The organism is Mycobacterium cookii, assembly GCF_010727945.1.
GTDB lineage: Bacteria > Actinomycetota > Actinomycetes > Mycobacteriales > Mycobacteriaceae > Mycobacterium > Mycobacterium cookii.
Map to the genome: position 1 here is coordinate 545,346 of NZ_AP022569.1, position 15,208 is coordinate 560,553.

Consider the following 15,208-nt stretch of genomic DNA (forward strand, 5'->3'; position numbering starts at 1 on the left):
GTGAAAGGTGTTATGCACCATCGGTTTACAGATGGCAGAGGCATGCGCCGGACCAGGGTGGTCTGGCCGGTGCTTGCCGTCCTCAGCCTGCTGATCGCGCTGGCTGTTCCCGCGGAAGCCGAGGATGGCGCCTGGGACCCGACGTTGCCGCCGGTGATCAGCGCCGGCCATCCGGGGGACCCGCTCGCCGTGGCCAACCAGTCGCTGCAGGCCACCGCGAACGCCACCCAGACGACACTCGACCTCGGCCGGCAGTTCCTCGGCGGACTCGGGATCAACCTGGGCAGCAGTGACCCGGGTGGCACCAGTCCAAGCAAGATCCCCAGGGCGAACGGGCGCCAGGCGATCGAATACGTCATCCGTCGCGGCGCCTCGCAGATGGGAGTGCCGTACTCCTGGGGTGGCGGGACGCTCGACGGCCCCAGCAAAGGGATCGACTCCGGTGCCAACACCGTCGGCTTCGACTGCTCGGGCCTGGTCCGGTACAGCTTCGCCGGGGTCGGCGTGCTGATCCCGAGGTTCTCCGGTGACCAGTGGAAGTCCGGTCGGCACATTCCGCCCTCGCAGGCCAGGCGCGGCGACCTCATCTTCTACGGCCCAGGCGGTGGCCAGCACGTCACCATTTACCTGGGTAACGGCCAGATGCTGGAGGCCTCCGGCAGCGCCGGCAAGGTGACGGTCAGTGCGGTGCGGAAGTCGGGTATGACGCCGACGCTGACCCGCATCATCGAGTACTGACAGAGCTGTGCGGTGCGGCGTGCATCGTCGCCGGGCGGGGTCTGATGGCCCGGCTCCTCCGCACGCCGCAGCGCGGCGTGCATCGTCGCCGGGCGGGTCTGATGGCCCGGCTCCTCCGCACGCCGCAGCGCGGCGTGCATCGTCGCCGGGCGGGCCACGTCGACGGATTGCAGGTCGCCTGGAATAGTTGAACAAAGGGCACGCCGCTGCCCCGCGATTTTTCGCAGTGCGAGCATTCGTGTCTGATCGACTTTTGGAGGGTTTAAGCCGTGGAGGGTGAGCAATGACATCAGCAGGCGGGCCGCCCCCGGGCGGCGGTAGTTACTCGGGTCCCCCTACGGCTCCCGCGCACGCCGCGCCGTCCGGTGGTAACGGGCTGGCCGCCGAGGTGCACACCCTGGAACGAGCCATCTTCGAGGTCAAGCGCATCATCGTGGGCCAGGACCAGCTCGTCGAGCGGATGCTTGTCGGGCTGTTGTCCAAGGGCCACGTGTTGCTCGAAGGTGTGCCCGGTGTCGCCAAGACGCTGGCCGTCGAGACCTTCGCGAAGGTGGTCGGCGGGACGTTCGCGCGCATTCAGTTCACCCCCGACCTGGTGCCCACCGACATCATCGGTACCCGCATCTACCGGCAGGGCAAGGAGGAGTTCGACACCGAACTCGGTCCGGTGGTGGTCAACTTCCTGCTCGCCGACGAGATCAACCGTGCGCCGGCGAAGGTGCAGTCCGCGCTGCTCGAGGTCATGCAGGAACGCCAGGTGTCGATCGGCGGTAAGAGATTCCCGCTGCCCAATCCGTTCCTGGTGATGGCCACCCAGAACCCGATCGAGCACGAAGGTGTCTACCCGCTGCCAGAAGCGCAGCGGGACCGCTTCCTGTTCAAGATCAACGTCGGCTACCCGTCGCCGGAAGAAGAGCGCGAGATCATCTACCGGATGGGCGTCAAGCCCCCGGAGCCCAAGCAGATCCTGGACACCGGCGACCTGCTGCGGCTGCAGGAGATCGCGGCGAACAACTTCGTGCACCACGCGCTGGTCGACTACGTGGTGCGGGTCGTCACCGCCACCCGTCATCCCGAGCAACTCGGCATGAACGACGTCAAGAGCTGGATCTCGTTCGGCGCCTCGCCGCGCGCTTCGCTGGGCATCATCGCCGCCTCGCGCTCGCTGGCGCTGGTGCGCGGCCGCGACTACGTCATCCCGCAGGACGTCGTCGAGGTCATCCCCGATGTGCTTCGGCACCGGTTGGTGCTCACCTATGACGCGCTGGCCGACGAGATCTCCTCGGAGATCGTGATCAACCGGATCCTGCAGACCGTGGGCATGCCGCAGGTGAATGCCGTTCCGCAACAGGGTCATTCGGTGCCTCCGGCGATGCAGGCCGCGGGTGCGGCTAGCGGTCGGTGACCGAACCCAACTCCGCCGCGGACCCGTCTGCGGCCAACCGTCCGCCGTCGATGCAGCGCGGGCAGATCGACGATCCCAAACTGTCGGCGGCGCTGCGGACCCTCGAGTTGACGGTCAAACGCAAGCTGGACGGTGTGCTGCACGGCGACCACCTCGGCCTCATCCCGGGCCCGGGCTCGGAGCCGGGGGAGTCGCGCGAGTATCAGCCCGGCGACGACGTGCGCCGGATGGACTGGGCGGTGACCGCGCGGACCACCCATCCGCACGTGCGGCAGATGATCGCCGACCGCGAGTTGGAGACCTGGCTGGTGGTCGACATGTCGGCCAGTCTGGACTTCGGTACCGCGGTCTGTGAGAAGCGTGACCTGGCGGTGGCCGCGGCGGCCGCCATCATCTTTCTCAACAGCGGTGGAGGAAACCGCCTCGGCGCGGTGATTGCCAACGGCGACAAGATAACTCGGGTTCCGGCGCGGTCCGGACGTCAGCACGAGCAGACGCTGCTGCGGACCATCGCGACGATGCCCAAGGCGCCGGTCGGGGTGCGCGGGGACCTGGCGGTGGCCATCGACGCCCTGCGGCGCCCGGAACGCCGCCGGGGAATGGCGGTGATCATCAGCGACTTCCTCGGCCCGATCAACTGGATGCGTCCGCTGCGTGCGATCGGCGCCCGCCACGAGGTGCTCGGCGTCGAGGTGCTCGACCCGCGTGATGTCGAGCTGCCCGATGTCGGCGACGTAATCCTGCAGGACGCCGAATCCGGTCGCACCCGCGAGTTCACCATCGACGAACAATTGCGCGACGACTTCGCAAAGGCGGCCGCGGCGCACCGGGCCGACGTGGCCCGCACGTTGCGTACCTGCGGAGCCCCGCTGCTGTCGCTGCGCACCGACCGCGACTGGATCGCCGACATCGTCCGTTTCGTCGAATCCCGCCGACGCGGGGCACTGGCGGGGCGCCAGTGACTCTCGCTCTCCACCAGGCGGGCCTAAATATCAAGACGGGTCTGCTATGACACTGCCGTTGCTCGGGCCGATGACGCTCTCGGGTTTCGCCCATGCATGGTTCTTCTTGTTCGTGCTGCTCATTTTGGGGCTGGTGGCGCTCTACGTCATCGTCCAGGTGACGCGGCAGCGCCGGATGCTGCGCTTTGCCAACATGGAGCTGCTGGAAAGCGTTGCGCCCAAACAGCCCAGCCGATGGCGGCATCTGTCGGCCATCCTGTTGGTCGCGGCGCTGCTGCTGTTCACCATCGCGATGGCCGGGCCGACCCACGACGTGCGGATCCCGCGCAACCGGGCGGTCGTGATGCTGGTCATCGACGTCTCGCAGTCCATGCGCGCCACCGACGTCGAGCCCAACCGGATGGCCGCCGCCGAGGTGGCCGCCAAGGAATTCGCCGGCGAACTGACCCCCGGGATCAACCTCGGGTTGATCGCCTATGCGGGCACGGCGACCGTTCTGGTGCAACCGACGACCAATCGGGACGCGACCAAAGCCGCACTGGACAAACTTCAGTTCGCCGACCGGACGGCGACCGGCGAAGGCATTTTCACTGCGCTGCAGGCGATCGCGACCGTGGGCGCCGTGATCGGCGGCGGCGACACTCCGCCGCCGGCGCGCATCGTGCTGTTCTCCGACGGTAAAGAGACGATGCCGACCAACCCGGACAACCCCAAGGGCGCGTTTACCGCGGCGCGCACCGCCAAAGATCAGGGTGTGCCAATCTCGACGATCTCTTTCGGCACCCCGTACGGGTTCGTCGAGATCAACGGCCAGCGTCAACCGGTTCCGGTCGACGACAGCACGATGAAAAAGGTCGCCGAGCTTTCCGGTGGCAACCACTTCGACGCGTCGAACCTGCAGGAGCTCAAGCAGGTCTACGCCTCGCTGCAGCAGCAGATCGGCTACGAGACCATCAAGGGTGACGCCAGCGTTGGCTGGCTGCGGCTGGGCTCGCTGGTGCTGGCGTTGGCCGCGTTGGCGGCCCTGCTGATCAACCGGCGGTTGCCGACCTAACCGTCGGGCAAGCACGGCCGGGCGATTTCGGCGCGGCCGCGGTGAGGCGATAGGTTGTCCGGGTGACTGACGTTGCTACTGAGAACGCGGCCAACCCCGTCAAGCCGGCATTCGTCTCCAGGTCGGTGCTGGTGACCGGAGGTAATCGGGGAATCGGTCTGGCGATCGCACAGCGATTGGCCGCCGACGGCCACAAGGTGGCAGTCACGCACCGCGGGTCCGGGGCGCCCGAAGGGCTGTTCGGCGTCGAGTGTGACGTCACCGACAACGACGCTGTCGACCGTGCCTTCAAGGAGGTCGAGGAGCACCAGGGCCCGGTCGAGGTGCTGGTCTCCAACGCCGGTATCTCCAAGGACGCGTTCCTGATCCGGATGACCGAGGAACGGTTCGAAGAGGTCATCAACGCCAACCTCACCGGGGCGTTCAGGGTGACCCAACGCGCCGCACGCAGCATGCAGAAGAAGCGGTTCGGCCGGATCATCTACATCGGCTCGGTCTCCGGCAGCTGGGGCATCGGCAACCAGTCCAACTATGCGGCCGCCAAGGCGGGCCTGATCGGTATGGCGCGCTCGATCTCCCGCGAGCTGTCCAAGGCCGGGGTGACGGCGAATGTGGTGGCGCCCGGCTACATCGACACCGAGATGACCCGCTCGCTGGATGAGCGGATCCAGGCGGGCGCGCTGGACTTCATCCCGGCCAAGCGGGTCGGTACGGCCGCGGAGGTCGCCGGGGTGGTCAGCTTCCTGGCGTCGGAGGACGCCAGCTACATCGCCGGTGCGGTCATCCCGGTCGATGGCGGCATGGGCATGGGCCACTGACGATTACACGATCGAAGGACGGAAATGGCAGGACTGCTCGAAGGTAAACGGATCCTGGTCAGCGGGATCATCACCGACGCGTCGATCGCGTTTCACATCGCCAAGGTCGCACAGGAACAGGGCGCACAGCTGGTGCTGACCGGCTTCGACCGGTTGCGGCTGATCCAGCGCATCGCCGACCGGCTGCCGGAGAAGGCGCCGCTGGTGGAACTCGACGTGCAGAACGAAGAGCATCTGGCCACGCTGGCCGACCGGGTGACGGCAGAGATCGGCGAGGGCAACAAGCTCGACGGCGTCGTGCACTCGATCGGGTTCATGCCGCAGACCGGGATGGGTATCAACCCCTTCTTCGACGCGCCGTATGAGGATGTCTCCAAAGGCATTCACATCTCGGCGTATTCGTACGCGTCGCTCGCCAAGGCGCTGTTGCCGATCATCAATCCGGGCGGCTCCATCGTCGGGATGGATTTCGACCCCACCCGGGCAATGCCGGCGTACAACTGGATGACGGTGGCCAAGAGCGCGCTGGAATCGGTCAACCGGTTCGTCGCACGCGAGGCTGGCAAGCACGGTGTGCGCTCGAACCTGGTTGCCGCAGGTCCTATCCGGACACTGGCCATGAGCGCCATCGTCGGTGGTGCGCTCGGCGACGAGGCGGGCGCGCAGATGCAGTTGCTCGAAGAGGGCTGGGACCAGCGGGCACCCATCGGGTGGAACATGAAAGACCCGACGCCGGTTGCCAAGACGGTGTGCGCCCTGCTCTCGGAGTGGTTGCCGGCGACCACCGGAACCATCGTCTACGCCGACGGCGGCGCCAGCACGCAACTTCTTTAGGTGCCAATGGATTACAGCGCTTTTGACGCGGTGCTGCTACTTTCTTTCGGAGGCCCGGAAGGGCCGGAGCAGGTACGGCCGTTTCTGGAAAACGTCACCCGCGGTCGCAACATCCCGCCGGAGCGCCTCGACGACGTAGCCGAGCATTACCTGCACTTCGGCGGGGTGTCGCCGATCAACCGGATCAACCGGGCGCTGATCGACCAGATACGAGTCGAACTCGGCACGCGCGGTGTGGATCTCCCGGTGTATTTCGGCAACCGCAACTGGCAGCCTTTCGTCGAGGACACCGTTGCGACTATGCGGGACAACGGCATTCGACGTGCAGCGGTTTTCGCCACGTCGGCGTGGAGTGGATATTCCAGTTGCACCCAGTACGTCGAGGACATCGCCCGCGCGCGCGAAGCGGCCGGCCCGGATGCCCCAGAGTTGGTGAAACTGCGGCCTTACTTCGATCATCCGCTCTTCGTGGAGATCTTTGCCGACACCGTGACCGCGGCGGCCGCTGAGCTGCCCGGCGACGCGCGGCTCATCTTCACCGCGCATTCAGTTCCCGTTGCCGCCGACCAACGCTGCGGCCCGCGGCTGTACAGCCGTCAGGTCGCCTACGCCGCCAGCCTGGTCGCCGCGGCGGCCGGATATGACGATTACGACCTGGCCTGGCAGTCGCGGTCGGGACCGCCGCAGGTGCCGTGGCTGGAACCCGATGTCGGCGATCATGTTTCGACGTTGACCGCGGCCGGAACCAAGGCCGTCATCGTCTGCCCGATCGGTTTCGTCGCCGACCACATCGAGGTGGTCTGGGACCTCGACGAGGAGTTGCGGAGTCAGACCGACGCGGCAGGTGTGGCGTTGGCGCGGGCGTCGACCCCGAATGCAGACCCGCGGTTCGCCCGGCTCGCAGTGGATTTGATCGACGAGCTTCGCGACGATGCCGCGCCCGCGCGGGTGACGGGGCCGGATCGAGTGCCCGGCTGCGCGGCCAGCATCAACGGCGAGCCGTGCCGCCCGCCGCACTGCGTCGCCCAGGGCACTGGCGACTGACGACCGGTCAGGCGTGCCACGCCGCCTGCAGAATCGCGCTGAGCGCAGCCATTCTCGCCGATCGCACCACCGCGGCCAGTGGCCGCAACGCATCGGTGGCGATCTGGGCCTCGGACAGCGACTGGGTGCCAATCCGGGTCAGCCCGGCGCTGACCGTGATGATCGCGTCCACGTGCGCGGCGTTCTCCAGCACACGCAGGGCGCGCGACGGTGCAGGCGCGGGAACCTGATGCAGCCGTGTCGATTCCAGCAACTGCTCCACCATCCCGCGCGGATCGTCGACCTCGACGCCCGCTGATCCCAGCCCGATGGTGGTGAGGGCGTCGGCAGCGGACCGAACCGCCAGGCGCAGCGCGTATTCGGCTTCGCCGAGCTCGGTTTGGTCGAAAGCAGGGCCGCCCGGCAGCGAGTAGACCGTCCACGACAGCGCGCACAATTCCGGCATCCCGAGTTCGTCGTCGGAATCGTCGTAGCCGAATTCGGGCACTAACCCGACCGACACGCCCGGGTCGTCGGGATGGGTGACGATGACCGCCTCACCGGCGGCCAGTGCATCGCGCTCGAACTGTGTTCCGGGCGTCAATCCGCGGACATCGCCGGGAACCGGCAGCACCACCTTGATCGACGGCGTGCCCGTCCTCGCCCGTCCCGCCGCGGTCCGCAGCGTTTGCAGCAGCGACACAGCACCCGCGTCATCCACATCCGGCCACGGCAGCCCGGTGTGACCCGCCGCGACAGAATCATACGCGGTCACGGAATGCGTTGGTGCCCAACATGACAACGCGTCAAGGACGTCGTCAGGCGCGGCCTGGCCGGCAAGCCAGGCATTGGCCCAAACCGAGAGCGTCGCACTGGGGCACCACATGGTCTGGCAGTCTAGTTGTTCGCCGTGACGGTGGCCGATCTCGCGTTATCCTGACGGCATGTCTGCGGCCGTGATCTGGCTGATCATCGCGTTAGGGCTGGCCGGTGCGGAGGCGCTGACCGGCGACATGTTCCTGCTGATGCTCGGTGGCGGTGCGCTGGCTGCGGCCGGATCGAGCTGGTTGGACCTGCCGATCTGGGCCGACGGGGTGGTGTTCCTGATCGTTTCCGTGCTGCTGCTGGTCGTGGTCCGGCCGGCGCTGCGGCGACGGCTGACCCCCGCGAAGAGCCTCCCGACGGGCGTCAAGGCGCTGGAGGGGAAAAACGCGCTGGTACTCGATCGCGTGGCTCGCGACGAGGGTCAGGTGAAAGTCGACGGCCAGGTGTGGACCGCGAGGCCGTTGAACGACGGTGACGAGTTCGAACCCGGCGAACTGGTCACGGTCATGCATATCGATGGGGCCACCGCGGTGGTCTGGAAGAACCCCTAACCCTCTGAAGCAACAGGAGTGAGATTGTCATGCAAGGTGCAACTGCCGGGCTTTTGCTATTCGCCGTATTGGTGGTCTTCGCCGTCATCGTGGTGGCCAAATCGGTCGCGCTGATCCCGCAGGCCGAAGCTGCGGTGATCGAACGGCTGGGTCGCTACAGCCGTACCGTCAGCGGACAGCTGACCCTGCTGGTGCCGTTCATCGACCGCATCCGCGCCCGGATCGACCTGCGCGAGCGGGTGGTGTCATTCCCGCCGCAGCCGGTGATCACCGAAGACAACCTGACGCTCAACATCGACACCGTTGTCTACTTTCAGGTCACCACCCCGCAGGCCGCCGTCTACGAGATCAGCAACTACATCGTCGGGGTCGAGCAGCTGACCACCACCACACTGCGCAACGTGGTCGGCGGCATGACGCTGGAGCAGACGCTGACCTCGCGTGACCAGATCAACCGTCAGCTTCGCGGTGTCCTGGACGAGGCCACCGGCCGGTGGGGGCTGCGGGTCGCGCGGGTGGAGCTGCGCAGCATCGACCCGCCACCGTCGATCCAGGCGTCGATGGAAAAGCAGATGAAGGCCGACCGGGAGAAGCGGGCGACGATCCTGACCGCCGAGGGAATGCGGCAGGCCGCGATCACGCAGGCCGAAGGCGAGAAGCAGTCGCAGATCCTCGCCGCCGAAGGCGCCAAGCAGGCCGCGATCCTGGCCGCCGAAGCCGACCGGCAGTCCCGGATGCTGCGCGCGCAAGGCGAGCGGGCCGCCGCCTACCTGCAGGCGCAGGGGCAGGCCAAGGCGATCGAGAAGACGTTCGCGGCGATCAAGGCCGGCCGCCCCACCCCGGAGATGCTGGCCTACCAGTACCTGCAAACCCTGCCGAAGATGGCGCAGGGCGACGCCAATAAGGTGTGGGTCGTGCCCAGCGATTTCGGCACGGCACTGCAGGGGTTCTACAAGTCACTCGGGGCACCCGGCGACGACGGTGTGTTCCGCTTCGCGCCGTCGCCGGTCGACGACACCCCGGTCAGGCCCGAGGATGACTCGGACGTCAAGGACTGGTTCTCCACCGAGACCGACCCGGCGCTCCTGCAGGCGGTCGCCAAAGCGGAGGCGGATGCGCGCAAGCCGGTGGACAGCTTGCCGCCCCAGCATGAGCTGCGGCAATGACGTGAGCACGCTGCGCTCACCGAAAACCTATGCGGCGCTGGCCGCATTCCAGGCCGCCGACGCCGTGGCATGCGCAATCCCGATTCCGCCGATCGCCAAAACCCTTGACACTCTTGGTGTTCCGCAAGATATCCGATGGATACTGCCGGCGTCGAAAGCAGCCTCGGTGATCGGATTGCTCTCGGCGAGCAGGATCCCGGCGCTGGCTCGGCTGACCACGGCCATGCTGACGGTGTACTTCGTGCTCGCCGTCGGTGCGCATATCCGCGTGCGTGACCGCGTCGTGAACGCCATTCCGGCGGCCTCGTTCCTGGCCACGTATGCCGCGCTGACCTGGAAGGGGCCGGACCAGGGCTGACGTTGCGCAAGCGGCGTTGATCACTGTCGCGTTCAATTCGGCAGGTAGTGGGTACCTAACCACGCGATGAACACTGCACGCCGGTTGACCGGTTTGAGTCGACGGCGTCGGCGCAGATGGACCCGCGACCAGATTCAGGTCACCGACCCGGAAATGACCAGGCAGTCCATCAAGGGCGCATCCATCGGCAACTTCATGGAGTGGTACGACTTCGGCGTCTACGGCTACATCGCCACCACGATCGCCCAGGTGTTCTACCCCGGGGACAGTGTCAGCGCGGTCCACTTGATCGCCACCTTCAGCACGCTGGCCGCGGCGTTTGTGGTGCGTCCGCTGGGCGGGTTGATCTTCGGCCCGCTCGGTGACCGCGTCGGGCGCAAACGGGTGCTGGTGATCACGATCGTGCTGATGACGATCGGCACCACCGGGACAGGGCTGCTGCCGGGCTACAGCGCCATCGGTGTCTGGGCGCCGATCCTGCTGGTCGTGGCACGGGTCTTCCAGGGTCTGTCCACGGGCGGTGAATACGTCGGCGCGATGACCTATGTCGTTGAGCAGGCTCCTGACCGCAAGCGCGGGATGATTGTCGGCTTTCTGCCGCTGGGCAACCTCGGCGGATTCATCGCCGCGGGCTTGCTGGTCACCGCGCTGCAGACGTGGCTGCCCAATCACGACTGGCTCGGCTGGGGGTGGCGGGTGCCGCTGCTGTTGAGCGCGCCGCTGGGCGTCGTCGCGGTGTACATGCGGATGCGCCTCGAGGAGTCGCCCGCCTACCGGGAAGCGCAGCAGAACGCCGAAGCCGCCGGCGAGGAGCCACCGAGCTACCGCCGCATGATCGCCGAGCAGTGGAAACCCATGCTGATCTGCGCGGCTCTGGTCTACACGTCGAATGCCGCCGACTACATGCTCACCGGCTATCTGCCGACGTATCTCAAGATCGTCGTGCACGTCGGCCACTCGGCCGGGCTGGCGATGATCACCGGGACGCTGACCGTCCTTGCCATCCTGCTGGTGTTCGTCGCGGCGTTGTCCGACCGCATCGGCGTCAAACCGATCATGTGGACCGGGTGTGGGCTGCTGGTGGTGGCGTCGATCCCGGCTTTCCTGCTCATCCGCCACGGCGGCGGCTACGCGCTGATCTTCGCCGGCGTGCTGCTGATCGGGCTAATGGAGCTGTGTTTCGACAGCACATCGCCCGCGACGATGCCGGCGCTGTTTCCCACCAACGTCCGCTACGGGGCGCTGGCGATCGCCTACAACATCTCGATCTCCGCGCTCGGTGGTACCAGCCCGTTGATCGCCCAGGCGCTGGTGTCCGGCACCGGCAACGCCATGGCGCCGGCCTACATGCTGATCGTCGCGGGGCTGGTGGGCGCCGTCACGCTGCTGTTCACGCCCGAAGTCGCAGGCAAGCGACTACCGGGTTCACCACCAACCGTCGAAACCGAACAAGAGGCCCGTGAGCTGGTAGAAGGCGTCGACTGAGCCCCTAGTGCGGAGTGCCGGGCGGGCACGGCGGCGGATAGACCGGCACCCCGCCACCGCCTCGGGCACTGCCCGGCCCGACGCGCCCGTAGGGCCAGCACTTCATCGCCTTGTGCGGCGCAGGCGTTGCATCCGAACCCGGAGGGGCCGGCGGCGGATCCAGTGGTGCGGCGTTGACGGGTCCCACCCCGATCGACAGTGCGGCGGCCAACGCTGCCGCAGCGGTCACGAAATGTCTTGTGCCCATGTGTATCTCCCCGATCGTTACTACGCGGGCTACCAGCTAACTGGGCGGGTCAGGGCGGAAAACCACCGCAACGGGAAACAGCTACTGTCTGGCCTTCGCAGACTAATTCACTAACTGAAGTGTACGGATAAGCGAGGGTGGCTGCCAGAGCCCGAGGTCACGCTCCCGAAGCGCTTGACACCGCATGCGTGTCGTCGTCGATGTCCGACTTCGAGTGATGCCGTCGATGTTGACGAATCTCGAACGCCAGCAACGCAACTCCGATCAAGCCGGTACACAGCGAGATCAGCACCAGCAGGGGGCTGACGTGACCGGTGAGCGCGTCACCCAGGATCACCACGGCTGCTGTCCCGGGAAGCAGACCCGCGATCGTGGCCAGCGTGTAGGGCAGCACCCGCACCGCCGACGCCCCCACGGCGTAGTTCAGCGGGGCGAACGGCACGGCCGGGATCAGTCGCAGCGACATCACCGCAACCCAGCCGCGGTCACGCAGTCGGCTGTCGAGCGCATCGACGGCCTGATGGCGGACCAACCTGCTAAGTTGCCAGCCCGCCGCCCGGACCAGCAGCAGTGCGAGCACCGCGCTGGTGGTGCTGGCGACCACCGCCAGCGTCACACCGAGCAGCGGCCCGAACAACAGCCCGGCGGCGAGGGTGAACGCGGTCCGCGGAAACGGCAACACCGTCACCACGATGTGAGCGCCCAGGAATGCCAGCGGTAACCACGGGCCCATCGACATCGACCAGTCACGCAATTGCACCGCCGAGGGCAGTCGGACCAGTAGTGCAACCGCGACCAGGCCGGCCACCACCGCGCCCGTCGACACCAATCGCAGCGTGGACACCTGCCGCAGTGTGGCGACAATCGCGGAGCCCAACGGTCGCAACGTGTCGGCGATCGAGCGTGTCACGCGATTCAGCGTACGGCCCTGGGTCAGCGGACGATCAACGACAGCAGCCTCCTGCCCAATGGCAGTGCCACGGAATCGTTTTCAGTGCACACCGTCACCTTGCGACCCGACCGTCGGCGTAGCTCGCGTTGCAGCTTGTCATGCAGGGTCGCTGCGGCCGACGGGCAGCCGTGACACGCGCCGGTCAATCGGACATTCACGGCGTCACCGTTCACCGACACCAGTTCGATCGACCCGCCGTGGGATTCGGCCAGCGCGCCGATCGGGCCGGCGAGTAACTCGGCGGCCAGCGCGGCCAGCCGACCGGTGTCGTCGAGCGCGGTGTCCGTGAGCCAGCCGGCCGGTTCCCGCAGCGCGTCGCAGAGCGCGTCGTGGATGTCGTCGCCGAGCTCGCGCCAACTGCTGTCGGTGCGCAACGAGATCAGCAGATCGTTTGCCCGGACCTCGATTTCGGTGATCACCCCGTCGCGCAGCAGCGCGCCGAGCCGGCCGGGCGCCGCCCGCACCGTGCCGCGGGCGGGCAACCGGTCGGCTGCCACCACCCAGCGCAGCTGCTGCGGGTTCGCGGTGGCGGTGGCGTGGATCGGGATCATGCGCCCAGACCCGACGCGACCGACCGAGCGGCGAACGCCATCACCCAGGCCAGGACGAACATGTAGCTGAACGCGAAGGCGGGCCAGCGCCAGGTGTTGATTTCGCGGCGCATCACCGCGATCGTCGACATGCACTGCAACGCGAACATGAAATACACCATCAACGCGATCACCGTGGGGGCGGTGAACACCCGATGCCCGTGCTCGTCGGTCATGGTGGCCAGCGCCTTGCCGGGATGTTCGGGATCGGTGGCCGCCGACACCTGGCCCAGCGTCGAGACGAAGACCTCGCGCGCCGACAGCGAGCCGACCAGCGCGATGTCGGTGCGCCAGTCGAAGCCCAGCGGCGCGAAGACCGGCTCGACTGCATGGCCGAGGTCGGCCGCGTAGCTGTGGTTCATCACATACGCCGTCGCATCGGTCGTCGACATCCCCTGCGTCTGCGACTCCCGCACCGGCAGGCTGAGCAACGCCCACAACACCAGCGACGTGCCCAGGATGATGGTTCCGGCTTTGCGCAGAAACATGCTGGCCGCGTTCCACATGGCGGCCAGCATCGCCTTCGGCGACGGCAGCCGGTAGGGCGGAAGTTCCATGGTGAACGGCAACAGGTCGCCCCGCAGGATGGTGGACTTCACGATCAGCGCGGCGATCAGCGCGGACGTGCCGCCACCGAGGTAGAGCAGGAACATCGTGACGCCCTGCGCGCTGAACCCCCACCAGTGCGTCTGCGGCACGATCAGCAGCCCGACCAGCAACGTATACACCGGCAGCCGGGCCGAGCAGGTCATCAGCGGCGCCGTGACGATGGTGGCGATCCGGTCGCGCGACGACGGCAGCGTGCGGGTCGCCATGATGCCCGGGATCGCGCAGGCGTAGGACGACAGCATCGCGACGAACGCGCGGCCCTCCAGCCCGGTCTTGGCCATCACCCGGTCCATCAGGAACGCCGCCCGCGACATGTAGCCGACGTTCTCCAGGAACGCCAGCAGGCAGAACAGCAACACGATCTGCGGAATGAACTGCAGCACGGTGCCGACGCCGCCGATGATGCCCTGGCTGAGTAGCCCGCGGAGGACGGGATTGCCGATGTGCTCGGCGACCTGGACTCCCAGCCAGGTCAGTCCGCGGCTGATGCCGTCCCGCAGCGGTGCAGCGGCGGTGAACAGCACCTGAAAGAAGTAGAACATCACCGCGAAGAAGATGACGGTGCCCCACAGCGGATGCAGCAAAACCCGGTCGATACGGCGGGTGCGCCGATCTGGTTGCGGCGCAACGTAATCGGCAGCGTCGAGCACCGACTGGCCCCAGGCGTCGATCGCGCTTTGGCCTGGTGGCGGAAGGATGGGCGGACGTTGCCACCGGTCGAACGACGCCAGCCGCGCGCGCAGGTCGTCGATCCCCGACCCGCGATGTGCAACCACCGCGACCACCGGAATGCCCAGCGCCGTCGACAACGCATCGACGTCGATCCGCCCGCCCCGCACGGTCAGTTCGTCGCCCATGGTCAGCGCCAGCAGACACGGCAGATCGAGGCGCAGCATCTGGCCGATCAGCAGAATCGAGCGACGCAGCGTGGTGACGTCGGCGACCAGCACCACGGCGTCAGGCCGATCGATGTCCGGATACTTGCCGGCCAGCAGATCGGTCACCACCTGCTCGTCCGGGCTGATCGGGTCGAGGCTGTAGGTGCCCGGCAGGTCCTCCACCGCGATCGGGACACCGTCCACGGTTGTGGTGCCGACGCTGCGCCCGACGGTGACCCCCGGGTAATTGCCGGTCTTGGCGCGCAGGCCGGTCAGATGGTTGAAGACGCTGGTCTTGCCGGCATTGGGGCTACCGACCAACGCCACCCGCCGGATGCCGGCGAGGGCAACCGGAGTGGCGCCGACGTCGTGGCAGGCGGTCATCGGGGTGCTTCCAGGGCGACTTCGATCAGTTCGGCCTCACGGCGCCGCAGGCATAGTTCGGTGTCTTGCACCCGGTACACGGTCGGGTCGCCGAGCGGTGCGCGCCGGATCACGTCGACGCGGGCCTGGGCTCGAAAACCCAACTGCCCCAGGCGATTGGCCACTGCAGGGTTGGCCTGCGGGACAGTGCCGACCACGGTGGCGTGCCGTCCGGGCGCCAACTGGGCAAGCACGATCACCGAGTCGGATTGATCGCGTGTGCTCTGTGGCGGAGTACGCATGATCGCCTAACGTTAGCTGTCCTACCTTAGTAAGGTACTCCTAACTTT

18 protein-coding genes are annotated in these 15,208 nt (G+C 67.1%); 12 read left to right on the forward strand and 6 right to left on the reverse strand.

Annotated features, from left to right (window positions below; genetic code table 11):
* Window positions 1–42 precede the first annotated feature (42 nt).
* The 8 genes from ripB (at window position 43) to G6N27_RS02700 (ending at window position 6,855) form a co-directional block, all read left to right on the forward strand.
* Window positions 43–738, forward strand: coding sequence for an NlpC/P60 family peptidoglycan endopeptidase RipB (ripB, locus tag G6N27_RS02665; RefSeq protein ID WP_163774958.1), 696 nt, complete (start codon window positions 43–45; stop codon window positions 736–738).
* Window positions 739–782: 44 nt separating this feature from the next.
* Window positions 783–929 (forward strand): hypothetical protein, encoded by a 147-nt coding sequence (locus tag G6N27_RS02670; protein ID WP_163774959.1) that lies wholly within the window; start codon window positions 783–785, stop codon window positions 927–929.
* 92 nt (window positions 930–1,021) lie between these two features.
* Entirely contained in the window at window positions 1,022–2,143 is a 1,122-nt protein-coding gene (gene moxR1, locus G6N27_RS02675) for a chaperone MoxR1 (protein ID WP_163774960.1), read from the forward strand.
* 50 nt (window positions 2,144–2,193) lie between these two features.
* Window positions 2,194–3,105 (forward strand): DUF58 domain-containing protein, encoded by a 912-nt coding sequence (locus G6N27_RS02680; RefSeq protein ID WP_163781230.1) that lies wholly within the window; start codon window positions 2,194–2,196, stop codon window positions 3,103–3,105.
* A gap of 46 nt (window positions 3,106–3,151) precedes the next feature.
* On the forward strand, window positions 3,152–4,159 hold the full coding sequence (locus G6N27_RS02685) for a VWA domain-containing protein (protein ID WP_163774961.1): 1,008 nt from the start codon (window positions 3,152–3,154) through the stop codon (window positions 4,157–4,159).
* A 62-nt stretch (window positions 4,160–4,221) separates the two neighbouring features.
* Window positions 4,222–4,977, forward strand: coding sequence for a 3-oxoacyl-ACP reductase FabG1 (gene fabG1 / locus G6N27_RS02690; RefSeq protein WP_163774962.1), 756 nt, complete (start codon window positions 4,222–4,224; stop codon window positions 4,975–4,977).
* Window positions 4,978–5,001: 24 nt separating this feature from the next.
* A complete protein-coding gene (gene inhA, locus G6N27_RS02695; protein ID WP_163774963.1) occupies window positions 5,002–5,811 on the forward strand; it encodes an NADH-dependent enoyl-ACP reductase InhA in 810 nt (269 codons plus the stop codon).
* 6 nt (window positions 5,812–5,817) lie between these two features.
* A complete protein-coding gene (locus G6N27_RS02700) occupies window positions 5,818–6,855 on the forward strand; it encodes a ferrochelatase (protein ID WP_163781231.1) in 1,038 nt (345 codons plus the stop codon).
* Between the two features lie 7 nt (window positions 6,856–6,862).
* On the opposite strand, the gene G6N27_RS02705 is transcribed toward G6N27_RS02700, so the two are convergent.
* Window positions 6,863–7,720, reverse strand: coding sequence for a hypothetical protein (locus G6N27_RS02705; RefSeq protein ID WP_163774964.1), 858 nt, complete (start codon window positions 7,718–7,720; stop codon window positions 6,863–6,865).
* A gap of 58 nt (window positions 7,721–7,778) precedes the next feature.
* Here G6N27_RS02705 and G6N27_RS02710 point away from each other — a divergent pair, with 58 nt between their 5' ends.
* The 4 genes from G6N27_RS02710 to G6N27_RS02725 all read left to right on the forward strand — a co-directional run bounded on the left by G6N27_RS02710 (window position 7,779) and on the right by G6N27_RS02725 (window position 11,219).
* Window positions 7,779–8,210 (forward strand): NfeD family protein, encoded by a 432-nt coding sequence (locus G6N27_RS02710; protein WP_163774965.1) that lies wholly within the window; start codon window positions 7,779–7,781, stop codon window positions 8,208–8,210.
* A 29-nt stretch (window positions 8,211–8,239) separates the two neighbouring features.
* A complete protein-coding gene (locus G6N27_RS02715; RefSeq protein ID WP_163774966.1) occupies window positions 8,240–9,376 on the forward strand; it encodes an SPFH domain-containing protein in 1,137 nt (378 codons plus the stop codon).
* Window position 9,377: 1 nt separating this feature from the next.
* Window positions 9,378–9,734: a DoxX family protein gene (locus G6N27_RS02720; RefSeq protein ID WP_163774967.1), complete on the forward strand. Its 357-nt coding sequence runs from the start codon at window positions 9,378–9,380 to the stop codon at window positions 9,732–9,734.
* A gap of 153 nt (window positions 9,735–9,887) precedes the next feature.
* Complete coding sequence (locus tag G6N27_RS02725; protein ID WP_163781233.1) at window positions 9,888–11,219, forward strand: MFS transporter; 1,332 nt, start codon at window positions 9,888–9,890, stop codon at window positions 11,217–11,219.
* Window positions 11,220–11,223: 4 nt separating this feature from the next.
* Here G6N27_RS02725 and G6N27_RS02730 read toward each other — a convergent pair whose 3' ends face one another.
* The 5 genes from G6N27_RS02730 to G6N27_RS02750 all read right to left on the reverse strand — a co-directional run bounded on the left by G6N27_RS02730 (window position 11,224) and on the right by G6N27_RS02750 (window position 15,160).
* The gene (locus tag G6N27_RS02730; RefSeq protein WP_163774968.1) at window positions 11,224–11,466 is read right to left on the reverse strand and encodes a hypothetical protein; all 243 of its coding nucleotides are present in this window, start codon (window positions 11,464–11,466) and stop codon (window positions 11,224–11,226) included.
* Between the two features lie 157 nt (window positions 11,467–11,623).
* Window positions 11,624–12,376, reverse strand: coding sequence for a TVP38/TMEM64 family protein (locus G6N27_RS02735; protein WP_232064842.1), 753 nt, complete (start codon window positions 12,374–12,376; stop codon window positions 11,624–11,626).
* A 23-nt stretch (window positions 12,377–12,399) separates the two neighbouring features.
* Entirely contained in the window at window positions 12,400–12,969 is a 570-nt protein-coding gene (locus tag G6N27_RS02740; protein WP_163774969.1) for a NifU family protein, read from the reverse strand.
* Window positions 12,966–14,879 (reverse strand): ferrous iron transporter B, encoded by a 1,914-nt coding sequence (feoB, locus tag G6N27_RS02745; protein WP_163774970.1) that lies wholly within the window; start codon window positions 14,877–14,879, stop codon window positions 12,966–12,968. Before feoB ends, G6N27_RS02740 begins: the two co-directional genes overlap by 4 nt.
* On the reverse strand, window positions 14,876–15,160 hold the full coding sequence (locus G6N27_RS02750) for a FeoA family protein (RefSeq protein ID WP_163774971.1): 285 nt from the start codon (window positions 15,158–15,160) through the stop codon (window positions 14,876–14,878). The genes feoB and G6N27_RS02750 overlap by 4 nt, the downstream gene beginning before the upstream one ends.
* Between the last annotated feature and the right edge of the window lie 48 nt (window positions 15,161–15,208).

Bases quoted from the DNA above. Each gene is read 5' to 3' on its own strand.
- ripB (WP_163774958.1), top strand. From the start codon at position 43: ATGCGCCGGACCAGGGTGGTCTGGCCGGTGCTTGCCGTCCTCAGCCTG.
- G6N27_RS02670 (WP_163774959.1), top strand. From the start codon at position 783: ATGGCCCGGCTCCTCCGCACGCCGCAGCGCGGCGTGCATCGTCGCCGG.
- moxR1 (WP_163774960.1), top strand. From the start codon at position 1,022: ATGACATCAGCAGGCGGGCCGCCCCCGGGCGGCGGTAGTTACTCGGGT.
- G6N27_RS02680 (WP_163781230.1), top strand. From the start codon at position 2,194: ATGCAGCGCGGGCAGATCGACGATCCCAAACTGTCGGCGGCGCTGCGG.
- G6N27_RS02685 (WP_163774961.1), top strand. From the start codon at position 3,152: ATGACACTGCCGTTGCTCGGGCCGATGACGCTCTCGGGTTTCGCCCAT.
- inhA (WP_163774963.1), top strand. From the start codon at position 5,002: ATGGCAGGACTGCTCGAAGGTAAACGGATCCTGGTCAGCGGGATCATC.
- G6N27_RS02700 (WP_163781231.1), top strand. From the start codon at position 5,818: ATGGATTACAGCGCTTTTGACGCGGTGCTGCTACTTTCTTTCGGAGGC.
- G6N27_RS02705 (WP_163774964.1), bottom strand. From the start codon at position 7,720: ATGTGGTGCCCCAGTGCGACGCTCTCGGTTTGGGCCAATGCCTGGCTT.
- G6N27_RS02710 (WP_163774965.1), top strand. From the start codon at position 7,779: ATGTCTGCGGCCGTGATCTGGCTGATCATCGCGTTAGGGCTGGCCGGT.
- G6N27_RS02715 (WP_163774966.1), top strand. From the start codon at position 8,240: ATGCAAGGTGCAACTGCCGGGCTTTTGCTATTCGCCGTATTGGTGGTC.
- G6N27_RS02725 (WP_163781233.1), top strand. From the start codon at position 9,888: ATGACCAGGCAGTCCATCAAGGGCGCATCCATCGGCAACTTCATGGAG.
- G6N27_RS02730 (WP_163774968.1), bottom strand. From the start codon at position 11,466: ATGGGCACAAGACATTTCGTGACCGCTGCGGCAGCGTTGGCCGCCGCA.
- G6N27_RS02740 (WP_163774969.1), bottom strand. From the start codon at position 12,969: ATGATCCCGATCCACGCCACCGCCACCGCGAACCCGCAGCAGCTGCGC.
- feoB (WP_163774970.1), bottom strand. From the start codon at position 14,879: ATGACCGCCTGCCACGACGTCGGCGCCACTCCGGTTGCCCTCGCCGGC.
- G6N27_RS02750 (WP_163774971.1), bottom strand. From the start codon at position 15,160: ATGCGTACTCCGCCACAGAGCACACGCGATCAATCCGACTCGGTGATC.